The sequence below is a fragment of the Vibrio jasicida CAIM 1864 = LMG 25398 genome, assembly GCF_000400365.1.
Taxonomy (GTDB): Bacteria; Pseudomonadota; Gammaproteobacteria; order Enterobacterales; family Vibrionaceae; genus Vibrio; species Vibrio jasicida.
This window is the reverse complement of the sequence record NZ_BAOG01000039.1, coordinates 129959-143962: the sequence shown is the minus strand read 5'-3', so window position 1 is coordinate 143962 and position 14004 is coordinate 129959. Positions and strand designations below refer to the sequence as shown.

Annotated in this window: 13 protein-coding genes; 10 read left to right on the top strand and 3 right to left on the bottom strand. The window is 44.2% G+C overall.

Features of this window, described 5'->3' with window-relative positions; all coding sequences use genetic code 11:
* The first annotated feature begins 289 nt into the window (after positions 1 to 289).
* From VJL_RS11620 to VJL_RS11610, 3 genes are all read left to right on the top strand, one after another.
* Positions 290 to 1615 (top strand): sensor domain-containing diguanylate cyclase, encoded by a 1326-nt coding sequence (locus VJL_RS11620; RefSeq protein WP_038878053.1) that lies wholly within the window; start codon positions 290 to 292, stop codon positions 1613 to 1615.
* 120 nt (positions 1616 to 1735) lie between these two features.
* A complete protein-coding gene (locus VJL_RS11615) occupies positions 1736 to 2422 on the top strand; it encodes a winged helix-turn-helix domain-containing protein (protein WP_038878052.1) in 687 nt (228 codons plus the stop codon).
* Entirely contained in the window at positions 2419 to 2880 is a 462-nt protein-coding gene (locus VJL_RS11610) for a hypothetical protein (RefSeq protein WP_038878050.1), read from the top strand. Before VJL_RS11615 ends, VJL_RS11610 begins: the two co-directional genes overlap by 4 nt.
* Before the next feature lie 68 nt (positions 2881 to 2948).
* Here the strand turns inward: VJL_RS11610 and VJL_RS11605 are convergent, their stop codons facing one another.
* Positions 2949 to 3554, bottom strand: a complete 606-nt coding sequence (locus tag VJL_RS11605; protein ID WP_038878049.1) for a transcriptional regulator — start codon at positions 3552 to 3554, stop codon at positions 2949 to 2951.
* Positions 3555 to 3929: 375 nt separating this feature from the next.
* Between VJL_RS11605 and VJL_RS11600 the strand changes: the two genes are divergently transcribed.
* Positions 3930 to 4370 carry a YtoQ family protein gene (locus VJL_RS11600; protein ID WP_038871730.1) on the top strand — a complete coding sequence of 147 codons (441 nt, stop codon included), beginning with the start codon at positions 3930 to 3932 and terminating at the stop codon, positions 4368 to 4370.
* A 66-nt stretch (positions 4371 to 4436) separates the two neighbouring features.
* Here VJL_RS11600 and VJL_RS11595 read toward each other — a convergent pair whose 3' ends face one another.
* Positions 4437 to 5423, bottom strand: a complete 987-nt coding sequence (locus VJL_RS11595; RefSeq protein WP_038878048.1) for a zinc-dependent alcohol dehydrogenase family protein — start codon at positions 5421 to 5423, stop codon at positions 4437 to 4439.
* A gap of 326 nt (positions 5424 to 5749) precedes the next feature.
* On the opposite strand from VJL_RS11595, the gene VJL_RS11590 reads away from it, so the two are divergent.
* From VJL_RS11590 to VJL_RS11575, 3 genes are all read left to right on the top strand, one after another.
* Positions 5750 to 6595 carry an enoyl-CoA hydratase/isomerase family protein gene (locus tag VJL_RS11590; protein ID WP_033006300.1) on the top strand — a complete coding sequence of 282 codons (846 nt, stop codon included), beginning with the start codon at positions 5750 to 5752 and terminating at the stop codon, positions 6593 to 6595.
* A gap of 205 nt (positions 6596 to 6800) precedes the next feature.
* Positions 6801 to 7430, top strand: coding sequence for an SGNH/GDSL hydrolase family protein (locus tag VJL_RS11585; protein ID WP_038878047.1), 630 nt, complete (start codon positions 6801 to 6803; stop codon positions 7428 to 7430).
* 624 nt (positions 7431 to 8054) lie between these two features.
* Positions 8055 to 9269: a CobW family GTP-binding protein gene (locus tag VJL_RS11575; protein ID WP_038878046.1), complete on the top strand. Its 1215-nt coding sequence runs from the start codon at positions 8055 to 8057 to the stop codon at positions 9267 to 9269.
* Positions 9270 to 9413: 144 nt separating this feature from the next.
* On the opposite strand, the gene zigA is transcribed toward VJL_RS11575, so the two are convergent.
* Entirely contained in the window at positions 9414 to 10613 is a 1200-nt protein-coding gene (gene zigA, locus VJL_RS11570; protein ID WP_038878045.1) for a zinc metallochaperone GTPase ZigA, read from the bottom strand.
* Between the two features lie 190 nt (positions 10614 to 10803).
* On the opposite strand from zigA, the gene VJL_RS11565 reads away from it, so the two are divergent.
* From VJL_RS11565 to VJL_RS11555, 3 genes are all read left to right on the top strand, one after another.
* Entirely contained in the window at positions 10804 to 11229 is a 426-nt protein-coding gene (locus tag VJL_RS11565; protein ID WP_020196339.1) for a TraR/DksA C4-type zinc finger protein, read from the top strand.
* A gap of 188 nt (positions 11230 to 11417) precedes the next feature.
* The gene (locus VJL_RS11560) at positions 11418 to 12320 is read left to right on the top strand and encodes a homocysteine S-methyltransferase family protein (RefSeq protein ID WP_038878044.1); all 903 of its coding nucleotides are present in this window, start codon (positions 11418 to 11420) and stop codon (positions 12318 to 12320) included.
* On the top strand, positions 12307 to 13842 hold the full coding sequence (locus VJL_RS11555; RefSeq protein ID WP_038878042.1) for a BCCT family transporter: 1536 nt from the start codon (positions 12307 to 12309) through the stop codon (positions 13840 to 13842). The genes VJL_RS11560 and VJL_RS11555 overlap by 14 nt, the downstream gene beginning before the upstream one ends.
* Positions 13843 to 14004: the final 162 nt, after the last annotated feature.

Here is a 14004-nt window from a genome sequence, read left to right as displayed (position 1 = left end):
AACCGTTCCACACAAAAATTTACCGTTTGGATCAATCTTTTTAATCAACACAATCGATCGTGTCGATCAATGACATCGATCGATAGAAAATTAATCAATTTTGATAAAAAAGTTTTGTCTTAACGATACTCATTGGGCATCGACGGTTATTCTATTATGCGTATAATCCCTGTTTCTTGATTATCGTAATCATAATAATTGTGATAAGAAAAGAAATAACTGAAATATAGATGGAATTTTGAGAATCAAATAAAGGATATGGAGAACGACACGAACTGGGAAGGTTACAGTGAACAAAAGCATCAAAGTAGTATTAGTCATGTCGATACTAATATTAACCGAATTCCTTGCGACTGAGTTGAGTCGAATTAATAACCAAAAAGAATCTGCAAATGTAATCAGTACGATAAACAAAGAGATGAAGAAGGTTTTTAATGACGCGTTAATCACGGCTGAAGTCTTGAAAGAAGTCGTGGTGCTTTCTGAAGACAGCAGCATCTCACTTGAAGCGTTTAACAAACTGAGCCGAACTCTGTTGTTTTCCTATAGCAACGTTGATTCTTTGCTCTATTTGCCACAAGGCGTCGTGACGCTTGTCTACCCATACGAAGAAAACAAACGAGCGATTGGTCACAATGTGCTTCAAGATCAAAGCAGAAGGCTAGGAGCAGAGCAGTCGATTAATTGTCGTAAAAATACGGTAATTGGTCCGGTTAAGCTTGTTCAGAATGGTAAGCAAGCCTTTATCCTTCGTAAAGCAATTACTAATGAATCTGGATTTATTGGTTTTTCGTCTTCCATTATTTATTTAGAAACCATTCTAAATTCATTAGAAAGTATTCTGGAAGATAAAAATATATCTAATTATTCGATTGTTGGGTTCGATCCGGATAATCGTAATTTTCATGAAAAAGTGATCAGTAGTAAAGGTCATATTGATTGTGATGTTGATATCAGCATAGTGACAATATTTAATACCAACTGGCAGGTCTCAATTTCACAAAGCGACTCGGGATTACTGGCTAGAGCCGCTATATTCTCGACGTTGTTTATTACATTGCTTTTAATTATGTCTCCCGTGAAGTTTTTCAATCAGTATCGACGGTCTGAAAAACAGCGTTTCGATCTACAAAACGAAGCATACACAGACTTCCTTACTGGCTTGTTGAATCGCCGTGGCTTAGAAAATCGATTTTATGCGTTAAAAGAGCAAGAGGTTTCCGGTTCTATTGCCGTTTTTGATATCGACTTCTTTAAAGCCATCAATGATACCTACGGCCACGAAATTGGCGATGTGGTTCTGGTTCAGTTTGCTTTACTGTGTGGGGCGAAGACCGATTTGAATTTTACTTTGTCACGTACTGGTGGCGAGGAATTTGTTCTTCTTATGCCTGGTGTTAAGAGCTCAGAAGCAATGTTGTTCTGTGAGGAGCTTCGACAGGAGGTCGCTGCTACTCCAATTCTTATTAATGATTTGAAGATAGAAATTACCGTGAGTATTGGTGTTGCTCATTTTGATTCTGCTGATGGTATAAGAATCGCTTTAGCTGAAGCGGATGAAGCGCTATACAAAGCTAAGCAATCTGGCAGAAATCGGGTTTACGTGAAAGCTTGATAAAGCCCCCCGGATATTGGTAGTAAAGCTGGTCTGATGAGTTCTTGTGTCCTAGATGTGCGGTAGCCATTTCTACTACAATGCTCGGCCTTTTAAGCAAGACCTCTCGGGCAAAGTAAAGTGAGTAAGCAGTACACTTGTGACGATTTGGTATTCGACATCGAAAAGATGAGCGTCAGAACAGATCGTTTAGAACGTTCATTAAATTACAGCGAATGTCTTTTATTTAAAGCGTTTCTGGACAATGCAAGTCAAGTTCTTGATAAAGAAACGCTCAAACAAGCAGGGTGGCCGGATACCATTGTAACGGACTCTTCCCTGCAAAAGTCGGTGCAAAAGCTGAGGCTTGCCATTGCCATCTCTGATTGCGTAGAGCTACGAACCATTGCGGGTGTCGGATACATGCTCTATTGCAGCTGTGCGGGAGCCAATGAATCAACGTCAACTCGTCGTGCTTTCAATTCACTTACGTTAGCGAAAGCCTTGCTGGCGTCTGTTTCTCTAGTTCTCATAGTGTTGTCTTTCTTCAATTTCTCTAGGGTCACCAACACGCATTTGGTTTCTTATCGCCATGATGGTTATGAGATCATGGAACTCAACCACCATAGGGTACTTAAGCCAAAAGGGATGGTATTACCATTGAAGATAGAATCTTTAATTGAACATTCCAAATGTGATTGTTTCTATTCTGTGGCACAAACAGAAGGACTTTACACCCTATCGGTTTACGACAACGTGCACCGACGTAGCGAGAACTATCTGTTTGAAGTGGAGACACTCCCTAAGGTAATTAAGGAGCTCGGATGATACGCAGTTTGAGACCTTGGATTGGTTTGTTTTTACTCGCTTCTATGCTTTACAGTGTTTCGTTGTACGTGAGTGGTAAGAAGCTTCTACTTAGTGGAAGATACACCACCACCGTACAACAATACTCAGCGGACAACGGTGTTTGGAAAGAACGCATAGAAGTTGATTTAAATAACGAAAACCTAGAGTCAACGATATCCATAGAGGGAGATGGTCTAGAGGGCGTTGCGCTCTTTGCGGTCACAGGTAAAATCACCAAGTCATTTAATGGCGAATTTGAGTTTTTCTATAAGACTGAGCCGATTCAAACGACTAAGGTATTGGATGGTTACCAAGCGGCGAGCTACAGCTCCCTGTTTCTTTCTGGTACGTCTAAGAACCAACTCATCTATCACGATGAAAATCTTGATGTGATAGCGCGAGAACGAAATCACTTAATGCTGAGCCGAGTTTGGTAATTATTTACTTTTTAAAACGAAAAAACTCCCGGTTTCCCGGGAGAAGAAGCCAACTAAGGTTGTTGTTATTAGAAGTGGTATTTCACATTTGCTGTTAGCAGTACTTCGTCACCAATCTTATATGATGAAGTATGTTTTTGGCCGTTGTAGGTCTCTGAATATTCGACCTCATTTGTGTGGTGCAGGTAGCTTACTTCAGTACCCACGCTCCAAGCTTTAAAGCGGTAGTTTAGTCCTGTTTGCGCGCCCAGAACGACGCCATTTAGCTCGTCCGCACCATCAGAATCTGAGTTATACATCTCGTAGCCAAGCTTGCCACCAATGGTCCATGCCAGTTTTTGCGTGATAGGTACAAGGTAATCGTATTGTGCGTATAGCGTGCCAACTTCAAGGTCATCGTCGCTGTAGTCAAGACTTACTCCGCGGTAGTCGTAACCGATGCTGAACTGATGCGCTTGGTTAAGGATTACACCACCTTCCACGCCAAATACCATTGATGATTTTAGGTCTAGGTGCTCTTCTTTTCCGTCATATTTCGATTCAGCTTGACCACTTAAGCGTGCGCCAGCATCAATACCAACAAACGGTTCGTATTTTACTGCTGCGTTAACGTTGAACGTTGTTGCTGCTGTTAATGCTGCTAGAGCGAAAAGTGCTGCTGTCTTATTTTGCATCATGTATTTCCTAGTGTAATAGCTGCTAATTGATAACTCGTTGTTACCTTTGTGCTCTTTCACATCGTGGTGAAAGTGGTGGCTAAGCTAGATACTGATGAACAAAAAGAGAAACGAATTGCGCAGAATGTTGCGGAAAAAAGGTCAAAGTTCGTTTTTATAATAATTTATGGTTTTTTGCGCTTTGGTAAGCGGCTGAAAATTCGTACTTTTAATGCTTCCTACGCAAACCTATCGTTGTAATACGGGAAATTCCGTTGCCTGTTTTTAACTTGGCATTTAATGCCAGATTCACAGATATGCGCTTAGAACCTTGTAAATGGCGTGTGCATGCGGTTTAAATTCAAGCACATAACAAAAACAATGTGAGTGATTATGAAGTTAAAAGTGTATTTGTCGGGTGAGATCCACACCGACTGGCGTGAGCAAATCATCAAAGGCTGCGAAGCAAAAGATCTGAATGTGTCGTTTATCTCTGCCAACACGCATCATGAATCCAGCGATGCAGCGGGCGATGGTTTGGGCTCGGAAGACAATCCTTTTTGGCGCGATCATAAATCAGCGAAAGTAAATGCGATTCGAATTCAGACCGCCATTAAGTCTTGCGACCTTGCCGTGATTCGATTTGGTGACAAATACAAGCAGTGGAATGCGGCTTTTGATGCAGGTTTCTGTGCCGCTTTAGGTAAGCCTTACATCACTTTGCATGATGAAAACATTGTCCATGCACTTAAAGAAGTTGATGCTTCAGCGCAAGCATGGGCAACAACGCCAGAACAGATCGTCGAGTTAATTGCGTACACCGTGACTCCATAACTGAAAAAAAGACCTCCATCACGGAGGTCTTTTTGAATTGTGCTGTTAATGTCACTAAGACAAAACTTAGATATTCACGACGACTTTACCAATCGCTTGACCACTGGCTAGACGATCATGCGCAGCGCCAGCTTGCTCAAGGGTAAACTCGTGTTCATCGAGAACCGGTTTTAGTGCGCCTGATTCTGCAATCTTGGCTAATTCTTTTAGGATGATGGCATGTTCGCGTCGACCAACATTGTGGATCATCGGAATTAGCATAAATACAACGTGCAATGACAAGCCTTTCATGTGAACGGTACTTAAATCTTGCTCATGCAAAGACACGGTTGTTGCAACTTGACCGTTGAGTTTTGCTGCATCAAATGAGTTAGTTAGGTTTGCACCGCCAACTGAATCGAAGACTACATCAAAACCAGCACCAGAGGTGTGTTTAGCAACGTAATCGGCTACTGACTCAGTACGGTAATCAATCGCGGTTGCACCAAGCTCAGTAATCAGGTCATTCTTCACACCCGTAGAGCCAGTTGCGAAGACTTGAGCACCCATGTGACGAGCAAGCTGCAGTGCGATGTGGCCAACACCACCTGCGCCGCCATGAACCAGTACTTTTTGGCCTTGGCGAACACCAGCACGAATCAAACCTTCATAAGCCGTAATACCAACCAATGGGATTGCCGCCGCTTCACGCATAGAAAGGTTTCTTGGTTTGTGAGCGATAAGGTCCGCGTCTGCCACCATGTATTCCGCTAGAGAACCTTGAAGGTCTCCAAGGCCACCCGCACAACCATAAACCTCATCGCCAATCGCGTACTCGGTAACACCTTCACCTACGGCTTCAACCGTACCTGCGAAGTCCATCCCTAAAATGCCCGGAAGTTGTGGATGGAAGGGTAAACCTTCGCCCATTTCACGCAGCATCATGTCAACAGTATTAACACTTGATGCAGCGACTTTAACTAAGACGTGGCCCGCTTTAACTTCCGGTTTTTGTACGTCTGCTGTTTCAAATACTTCTGAACTACCAAACTGACGAATTACGGCTGCTTTCATTATGATTTCCTCGGTTGTGCGTTTGTATGGATTCAGTATAGGCGCGATTTCAAAATTGATAATTGGGCTGAAAAAGAAATCAGTTTTAAGTTTTTGTTGATAATAATACGAGTAGTAAACCGCAGAGTTACTTACTCACCAGTTGAGAGCAAAGATCAGATTTGCGTGATTTGTTGCTAGCCGTTATTGAGGAAATCACCTTTTAGTTTTCGTAGATACTGTTTCTTTTTATGCGTCATTGTTTGATGTTTTTTAGAGGCGTAACGTTAATTGCGTTGCTTTGAAAAATAGCAACCTAATGATTTTATTGGAAAAAGGAAATGGATATGGCTTACGAAGGCTACAAAACGTTTACTGCAAAGCAAGAAGACGCAATTCTTTATGTCACGTTTGATTTTGGTACGGTAAACGTGCAAGGGCAGGAAATGTTGGCGGATTTGAATGGGTTAGCACTGCGATTAGAACGTGATCGTAGTGTCAAAGTGGTTGTATTCCAATCAGCCAACCCGGAGATTTGGGTTTGTCATTACGATACCGAATTGCTTAAAGAGATGTCCACAGAGGCTGTTTCTCGCGAAGAAGCGAAGTTACTCGATCTTCAAGCGGTTCTTGAAAGAATCAGCAAGCTACCACAAGCCACAATTGCAAAACTAGAAGGCTTTGCCCGTGGTGGCGGTCATGAATTTGCATTGGCCTGTGATATGCGTTTTGCCGCTCGCGGTAAATACAAATTCATGCAGATGGAAGTGGGTATGGGCATCTTGCCTTGTGGTGGTGGTGCATCTCGTATGGCGCGTCAGGTGGGTTTAGGTCGTGCCCTAGAGATCATCTTGAGCGCTCGTGACTTCGATGCGGATGAAGCAGAAGCGTACGGCACCATCAACAAAGCGTTAGAACCCGATGAAATTGGCCCTTATGTTGATGCATTGGCGCAGCGAATTTCTAAGTTCCCGGCTGAATCTATCAATGCATGTAAACAGATGGTGTACGAGTCAATCGACAAGCCAATTGATGAAGCATTGAAAGCCGAAGCCTACTGGCTTTACCAAGCAACGAGCAAGACGCCTGCAGTTAAGCGTTTCCAAATTGCCGATGATCAAGGCTTAGAGCATGACATCGAGAACCAACGCAATTGGGAAGACTTGGTGATGAAGGTACAAGACATCAACTAAGCTGCTGCGTTAGTTTCTTATTAAGCACTAGAAAGGCGAGCCAAGTGGTTCGCCTTTTTGTGTTCAACTGCTGACGTGTTTATCGTTCTTAAGTTCGCAAGCCAATTGAGCTTGTTTATGGGAATGAACTTTCGAATTAAATCACAGACTCGATAAACGTTTTTGATAGACTGCAAAGCGATAGTTTTAGTGAGGAACACGTTTAATGCCGACCATACTTTGTTTTGGCGATTCAAATACCTGGGGCGCAGTACCGAATGAAGACCGCCGTTACGGACCAAACGAGCGATGGCCATCCTTGTTACGAATGTCTCTACCGGATGGTTATGAGGTCATAGAGGAAGGGCAACCAGGGCGAACAACTGTGCACGATGATCCTTTTGAAGGTGAGAAAAATGGCCTTCGCTATTTACGCCCTTGCTTGGAATCTCATCTGCCTGACTTGGTCATCATTATGCTCGGCACGAACGACATGAAAAACTGCTTGGGTTTATCCGCTTTCGATATCTCTCGTGGGGCAGCTCGCTTAGCGCAAGAGGTTCTTAACTTTGATAACTGGGCAAAGCGGGAAGCGCCGCAAGTTCTTTTAGTCGCGCCGCCACCCGTGTATGAGATTGGTTTCTTCGGCAGTATGTTTATTGGCGGAGCGGAGAAGTCCAAAGAGTTTGGCTTTCATTATCGAAACCGAGCGGAAGAGCTGGGATGTGCATTTTTTGATGCCGGAACCGTGGTGGAATCTTGTCCGAACGAAGGAATTCATTGGCAACAAGACCAGCATGAAAAATTGGCTAAAGCACTGCAACCCATGGTGTTAGCGGCTTTTCAAAAATCATAGATGTTAAGAGATTACAGAGTAAACAGGCTTTTCGTCTAAGGAAAAGCCTGTATTGAAAGGGTTGAGAAGCAGGGCGAGTATGCCTGCGCCCTAAAGGCGGTGACGTAAGCAGCTTGGTGCTTTATCCATGCGAAGAGTGTTTACGCCAAGGCTAAACCGCTGTCTGGGCTCTCGTGTGCGGGAATTCTATGTATCCTTGCGGGACTGCCTTTTACGTGCGCCCACATCCGCAACATCGGACGCTTTGCAACAACCTCCGCCTTTGATCGGCCTACGTGAAAACATCACACCAATTGCGAGCATCGCAATACAACTTAGGAAAATAAGAACGGTAAGAACTAAAGTCATAACACCACCTCCTATAAATCGTTGTATTGTCATCTTTCTCCAATTTTATAAACAAAGCAATGGTCGCTTTGTAACCACTTATTATTTTTATCAATAGTTAGACCTTTGCTGGTGATGAAACGTGATGAGAAACGAAGGCGAGTTCTGAGAAATCAGCCCCTGTGATCTTTACCGATTCTTAAGTTTTGCGTCTAAGACAGCAATTGGATTCCTTCTATAACTCACTAAGTTGTTATGTTATAACATGCGCTCATCCAGAGTTTGTAGGTCAAAGGTATGCCATCAATTCCAGTCACCATTTTGCATGGGTTTCTCGGGTCCGGGAAAACCACGTTTTTACGCAACATTCTTCAACAAGCCGATTCTTCTGGTATTGATCTTTCCGTTATTGTGAATGACATGAGTGAGTTAGACGTCGATGGCGTGCTTATCTTAAATACCGATGCGGTGAGTGAAGAGCAGGGCAATTTTGTCACGATCAGTGGAGACAGCATCAGCAGCCCGAGTGGTGTAAAGCAGCTCGATAAAGCCCTTAAAAAGCTCTGCGCAGAAAAATTGCCAGAATGGATTGTGATTGAAACGTCGGGCAGTAGTCATCCTTTGCCTTTGGTTGAGTATTTTAAAAACAACGCACCATTCGCACTCAAAGACGTGATTACGTTGGTGGATGCGACTTGGTTGCGAGATGACTATCGACAAGGCTCTGCTTTAATTCCGAAGTGGCAAGAGAACGTACAGCAGGGTGTTCGCGGCGTTGAAAACTTGTTGGTAGAGCAAATCATGTTCTCAAACCGTGTCATGCTCACCAAGACGGACAAAGTGGATGACAATACCGTTCGCAACATCGCGCAGGCGATTCATCCGCTTAATGTTTACACCGAGATAATCAAAACGTCATGGGGAAACTTGGATATCCGCATGTTGAAAGGTGAGCAAGACTACAATTTCTTCCTCGTTGAGCAGTTAATCGCAGAACTTCGTGAGACGGTGAATGAGCCGTTGAATCTCTCTGATAAAGACGAACAAAGCCTTGTCGCCAAAGTGATCAAAGATGATCGACCTTTTCATCCTGCGCGTTTGTGGAATACCTGCCACCAGTATTTAACTAAAGGCGTGTTCCGCAGTAAAGGGTTCTTTTGGTTCCCAACTCGAGACGATGTTTCACTGCTTTGGAGCCAAGCAAACGGAAATGTGGGGCTTGAAATCACAGGCTTTTGGCGCGCTTCGGTAATCCATGACGAATCGCAAAACTTCACTGAGGAACATCGTCAAATCCTCCAAGAGAAGATAGACAGTGTTGAAAGCCGCTTTGGTGATCGTCGTTGTCGCTTAACGGTGATTGGTCAAGAAAACGAAGTCGATGTGTTTATTGATGCGCTGGAAAACTGCTTTTTAACGGATGCGGAATTGGAGCAATGGCAACAAGGGGCAACATTTGAAGATCCTTGGCCAAAGAAAATAGCTAAGTTGAGTCAGAAGAAAACGTTTTGATTGCGCTGGTGAAGATTCCCTCGCTGCATGTTTGCTCGGGTTGTTTCGAGAACGGACTTACTGAATTGGCTCGGTATACCAAAATTGGCTCTGTGTAACGAGAAAGCCTCCCGAATGGTGGGAGGCTTTTTGTCTCTCAGTCGTTTACTGTTCCCATTCAGGGAAAGGGTCTTCCAGAGATAACCAATAGTCGAGCCCTTGCTCCATCTCACCTTCTGCTAACAAGCATTCGTTGAGACGAGCAATCAATTTTTCTTGCTCTAATCCCTGACCAATAAACACCAATTCTTGTCGCATATCGCCGTATGGTTCTTGCCAAATGTCGTTTATAGCGTCGAGGTAATCTTGATCCGTCGGCCATTCCTCCTTCGGAATCGCTTTCCAAAACATACCCGCAACACCATAACGTGCGATGCCTCCCGCTTGGCTCCATTGACCGACAAATTCTGGTCTTGTTGCTAACCAAAAGTAACCCTTGGAACGAATCAGTTTGCCGTAATCTTTCGCATTGTGGAGGAAGTCGTAAAACTTCTCTGGATGGAAAGGGCGTCTCGCATGATAGGCAAAGCTAGAAATGCCGTATTCTTCGGTTTCCGGTATGTGCTCGCCTCGCATTTCCTTCAACCAACCTGGGGCTTGTTGTGCCTTTTCAAAACTGAAGCTTTGGGTGTCGAGTACCGCATCAAGTTCTACTTCACCATTCGAGATAGGAAGAATAGTGGCGGATGTATTAAGAGTTTTAAGAATCGCAAGAAGCCTTTCGATTTCTGATTTCTCAGCAAGGTCGGTTTTACTTATCAAGATAACGTCAGCGAACTCTACTTGATCAACGAGTAAGTCGGCGACGCTGCGTTCATCGTCTTCACCTAGGGATTCAGCGGTCTCTGTTAAGAACTTAGCTTCATCGTAATCACGCAGAAAGTTAATCGCATCAACCACCGTAACCATGGTGTCTAAACGTGCAACGTCTGAAAGTGAAAGCCCGTTTTCATCGGCAAACGTAAAAGTCTCTGCAACGGGGAGTGGCTCGGCGATGCCAGTGGACTCGATAACTAAGTAATCGAATCTGCCTTCTTGCGCGAGCTTAGTGACTTCTTCAAGCAGATCCTCACGCAAGGTACAACAGATGCAGCCGTTACTCATTTCAACCAATTTTTCTTCACTGTGATTGAGAGAAACTTCATTCTGAACGGTCGCCGCATCGATGTTGACTTCGCTCATGTCGTTGACGATGACCGCGACTTTTCTGCCTTGTCTATTGTTAAGAATATGACTTAAAACGGTTGTTTTTCCTGCGCCTAGAAAGCCGGATAAAACCGTAACAGGGAGTTTCTGGGTGTTCATGCTCATGCTCTTTATAGTGTAATGTTATAATATAACAATTAATATAGTCGGTGATCTTAACTCTGGCATCAAGCAGTTTGTGACTGTGTCGAGTACTGCACCTTATTGGCGCATTCATTCGTCGTTAAGTTATACAGATTCAGATGTACGGAATTTAGAGAGCGAACTCTTATCTCGGTGTGGAGGTTCTATGAACGAAGAGAAAAAGCATGTCATGACAGAAGAAGAAATTCTTGCAGCGCCCGAGGCGGATTATATGAATGAAGCTCAGCTCGCGTTTTTTGAAAACCGATTATTTGAGCTTTATGAATCGACGTTAGCGCATATTGAACGAGCGAAAGAAGAGATGATTGCGCCAATGGAATTCAGTGACGAAAGCGATAGGGCATCCAGTGAGGAGCAATCTGCAATCGCATTAAGAATCATAGACAGAGAGCAAAAGCTGTTACCTAAGATTCAACAGTCGTTGGCTCGCTTGCGCGCAGGGGAGTATGGCTACTGTTTAGAGTCCGGAGAACCTATCGGCATTCCAAGGTTATTGGCGCGACCTACCGCTGAATATAGTGCAGAAGTAAAAGCGCAAATGGAGTCAAAAGAGCACTGGTACAGAGAGTAAAATGTTACCCAAGTAAATAGGGGGAAAGTGGGTTTTAAATCTCCCTGCGTCGCATAATAACTTGCAAGGTATTGCTTGTTTTCACTCAACATGAATCTTCTTCATGTTGAGTGTGAGGAAATGTAACTTTTACTTACGTCATATTGTGATTGAATAGCCAAATAGATTTTAGCGGTATGGATGTCTAAATGGTAAATCTTACAATATTGGATGGTGGTATGGGGCGCGAGCTAAAACGCATCGGTGCTCCTTTTTCTCAACCTCTCTGGAGTGCCCAGGCACTTATCGAATCCCCACAGCATGTTACGCAAGCGCACCAAGGTTTTATTGATGCAGGTGCACAAATCATTACCGTCAACAGTTATGCCTGTGTTCCGTTTCATCTAGGTGAAGATTTGTATGTACAGCAGGGACGCGAGCTGGCAGAGAAGGCAGCGAAAATTGCTCGTGATGTCGTGACCGTGTCACAAAAAGAAGTGCTTGTTGCCGGCGCGATACCTCCTGCCTTTGGCTCTTATCGACCTGATTTATTTGAAGAAAAGCGTGCTTACGACATCAGTGTAACTCTATTTGAAGCGCAAGAGCCACATGTAGATATTTGGTTGGCGGAAACCGTTGCAAGCCTTGGTGAAGCGCGAGTGATCACCAAAGTTCTGTCTAAAACCGACAAGCCAGTTTATATCTCGTTCACGTTAGAAGATGAAGTCAGCGAAGTCTCGCGTCTGCGTTCTGGTGAACTTGTCATAGACGCAGTTGAAGCGCTTCTTGATACTAATGCGACCGGTATTTTCTTCAACTGCTCAATTCCTGAAGTGATTGAACAAGCGATCAAAGATGTGAATCAGGTATTGGAACGAACAGGTAAGACGTTAACTATTGGTGTCTACGCAAACAGCTTTGCGCCCATTAAAGCGAATCACCAAGCGAATGAGTCATACCAAGGGCTTAGAAACTTCTCTCCAACAGAATATTTGGAATACGCGAAAACGTGGCATCGCTTAGGGGCGAGTATCATTGGCGGCTGTTGTGGTATTGAGCCTAGCCATATTGCTGAACTAACGGCATGGAGAGACAGCCTTGAAGAATCTTAATCTCGGACTCACCATTCCTGCGATTGGCACTGTCCTGCTCATTTTACTTGTCTCTTCGATGTTCCCTGAGCAGTCTCAAGCTATGGCGAACAATGCAATGACGTTTGTAACCGATTGGTTTGGCTGGTTGGTGCAAATCTGCAGTCTTGCTCTTGTTGGCTTTCTACTTTGGTTGGCGTTTTCCAAGTACGGCGACATTCGATTAGGTGAAGGAAAACCTGAATATTCGAACTTCTCTTTTGGCGGCATGATCTTTACGGCTGGTGTTGGTGCATCACTTATTTATTGGGGGATTGGGGAGCCAATGTACTACCTGCAATCTCCACCACTATTTGCCGAAGCGAACAGCTACACTGCAGCGGCGTGGTCAGTCACTTATTCAATGTTCCACTGGGGAATAACAGGGTGGGCGATTTACTGTTTTCCTGCAATTCCTTTTGCTTACGCTTTCTATGTACAAAAACGCCGTACATTGAAGCTCTCCACGCTATGTGAACCCGTGCTGGGTAAGAATCCAATCGTGGGTAAATGCGTCGACCTCTTGGCTATCTTCGGAACACTCGCGGCTTTTGCGAGTTCATTGGCGTTAACCGTTACCCTGCTGAGTACAGGAGCGGCAGAGTTATTTGGTATAGAGAACAACTTGTTGCTTCAAGGCGGGATCATCTTCTTGTTCGTATTGGTTTTATTCGCAGTGACGCTGGTGGGTTTCAACAAAGGCATCAGTAAGGTATCCGATTACACCGTCATCGCTGCAATTATCTTCGCCTTGTTTGTGTTGTTTTCATCAAATGCCCAATTTGTACTGAACAACGTAACGGATTCACTCGGAGTCATGTTAGATAACTTCTTCCGCATGTCTCTTTGGACAGATCCAGTGCAGAAGAGTGGCTTCCCTCAAGCATGGACTCAATATTATTGGTTTTGGTACTACGCGTACTTAATCATGATGGGGCTGTTCATTACTCGTATATCGAGAGGCCGCACTATCCGTGAAGTCATCTTGTATACCATCTCGATGGGGGCTCTGGGATGCGCATTCTTTATCTCAATCTTTGGAGGCTATGCGGTTTGGGCGCAGCTATTAGGTGGTTATCCCGTTCAAGAATGGATGAGCAATGGTGGATTGACGTTTGCTGTTGTTTCGTTGATCAAAACTTTGCCAGCAAACAATGTGGTTCTTGCGGTCTTTTTGGTGATTCAGTTCTTTTTGATGTTGACTACGATGTCGAGTGCTAGTGTGGCCACCTCGATGTTGACCACGAATCAACTGTCCCTAAACGGAGACCCAGACAACAAGGTCAAACTGATGTGGGCAGGCGCGATTGCACTTATCAGCTTTAGCGTCTTCCTTACGGGTGGTGGCATCAATACCATTAAGTCTTTGTGCGTGGTGGCAGGACTACCGATGATGTTTATCTACGGAATTTTGGTTAAGCAACTCATGATGGAACTGAAAGGCAAGACAGCTTCGCAACCAGAATCGGAAGCATCTGTAGAAGCACGAGAACTGATTGCTTAGCCTCAAAACACAAACCCTCTTCACTTTAAACTTGAAGAGGGTTTTTATCGCTTCATCCACCAACTTTGGCTTTTATCTCTTCCCTGATCGCTAACTTGATGCGCTGTTCTTCATCAGTAAGAAAAACACAAACACACCCTCTCATTTCCAAACTAAGCCACG

Coding starts and splice junctions, on each gene's coding strand:
- zigA (WP_038878045.1), bottom strand. CDS start 10,613: ATGAACACCCAGAAACTCCCTGTTACGGTTTTATCCGGCTTTCTAGGC.
- VJL_RS11560 (WP_038878044.1), top strand. CDS start 11,418: ATGGTAAATCTTACAATATTGGATGGTGGTATGGGGCGCGAGCTAAAA.
- VJL_RS11585 (WP_038878047.1), top strand. CDS start 6,801: ATGCCGACCATACTTTGTTTTGGCGATTCAAATACCTGGGGCGCAGTA.
- VJL_RS11595 (WP_038878048.1), bottom strand. CDS start 5,423: ATGAAAGCAGCCGTAATTCGTCAGTTTGGTAGTTCAGAAGTATTTGAA.
- VJL_RS11610 (WP_038878050.1), top strand. CDS start 2,419: ATGATACGCAGTTTGAGACCTTGGATTGGTTTGTTTTTACTCGCTTCT.
- VJL_RS11590 (WP_033006300.1), top strand. CDS start 5,750: ATGGCTTACGAAGGCTACAAAACGTTTACTGCAAAGCAAGAAGACGCA.
- VJL_RS11575 (WP_038878046.1), top strand. CDS start 8,055: ATGCCATCAATTCCAGTCACCATTTTGCATGGGTTTCTCGGGTCCGGG.
- VJL_RS11605 (WP_038878049.1), bottom strand. CDS start 3,554: ATGCAAAATAAGACAGCAGCACTTTTCGCTCTAGCAGCATTAACAGCA.
- VJL_RS11565 (WP_020196339.1), top strand. CDS start 10,804: ATGAACGAAGAGAAAAAGCATGTCATGACAGAAGAAGAAATTCTTGCA.
- VJL_RS11600 (WP_038871730.1), top strand. CDS start 3,930: ATGAAGTTAAAAGTGTATTTGTCGGGTGAGATCCACACCGACTGGCGT.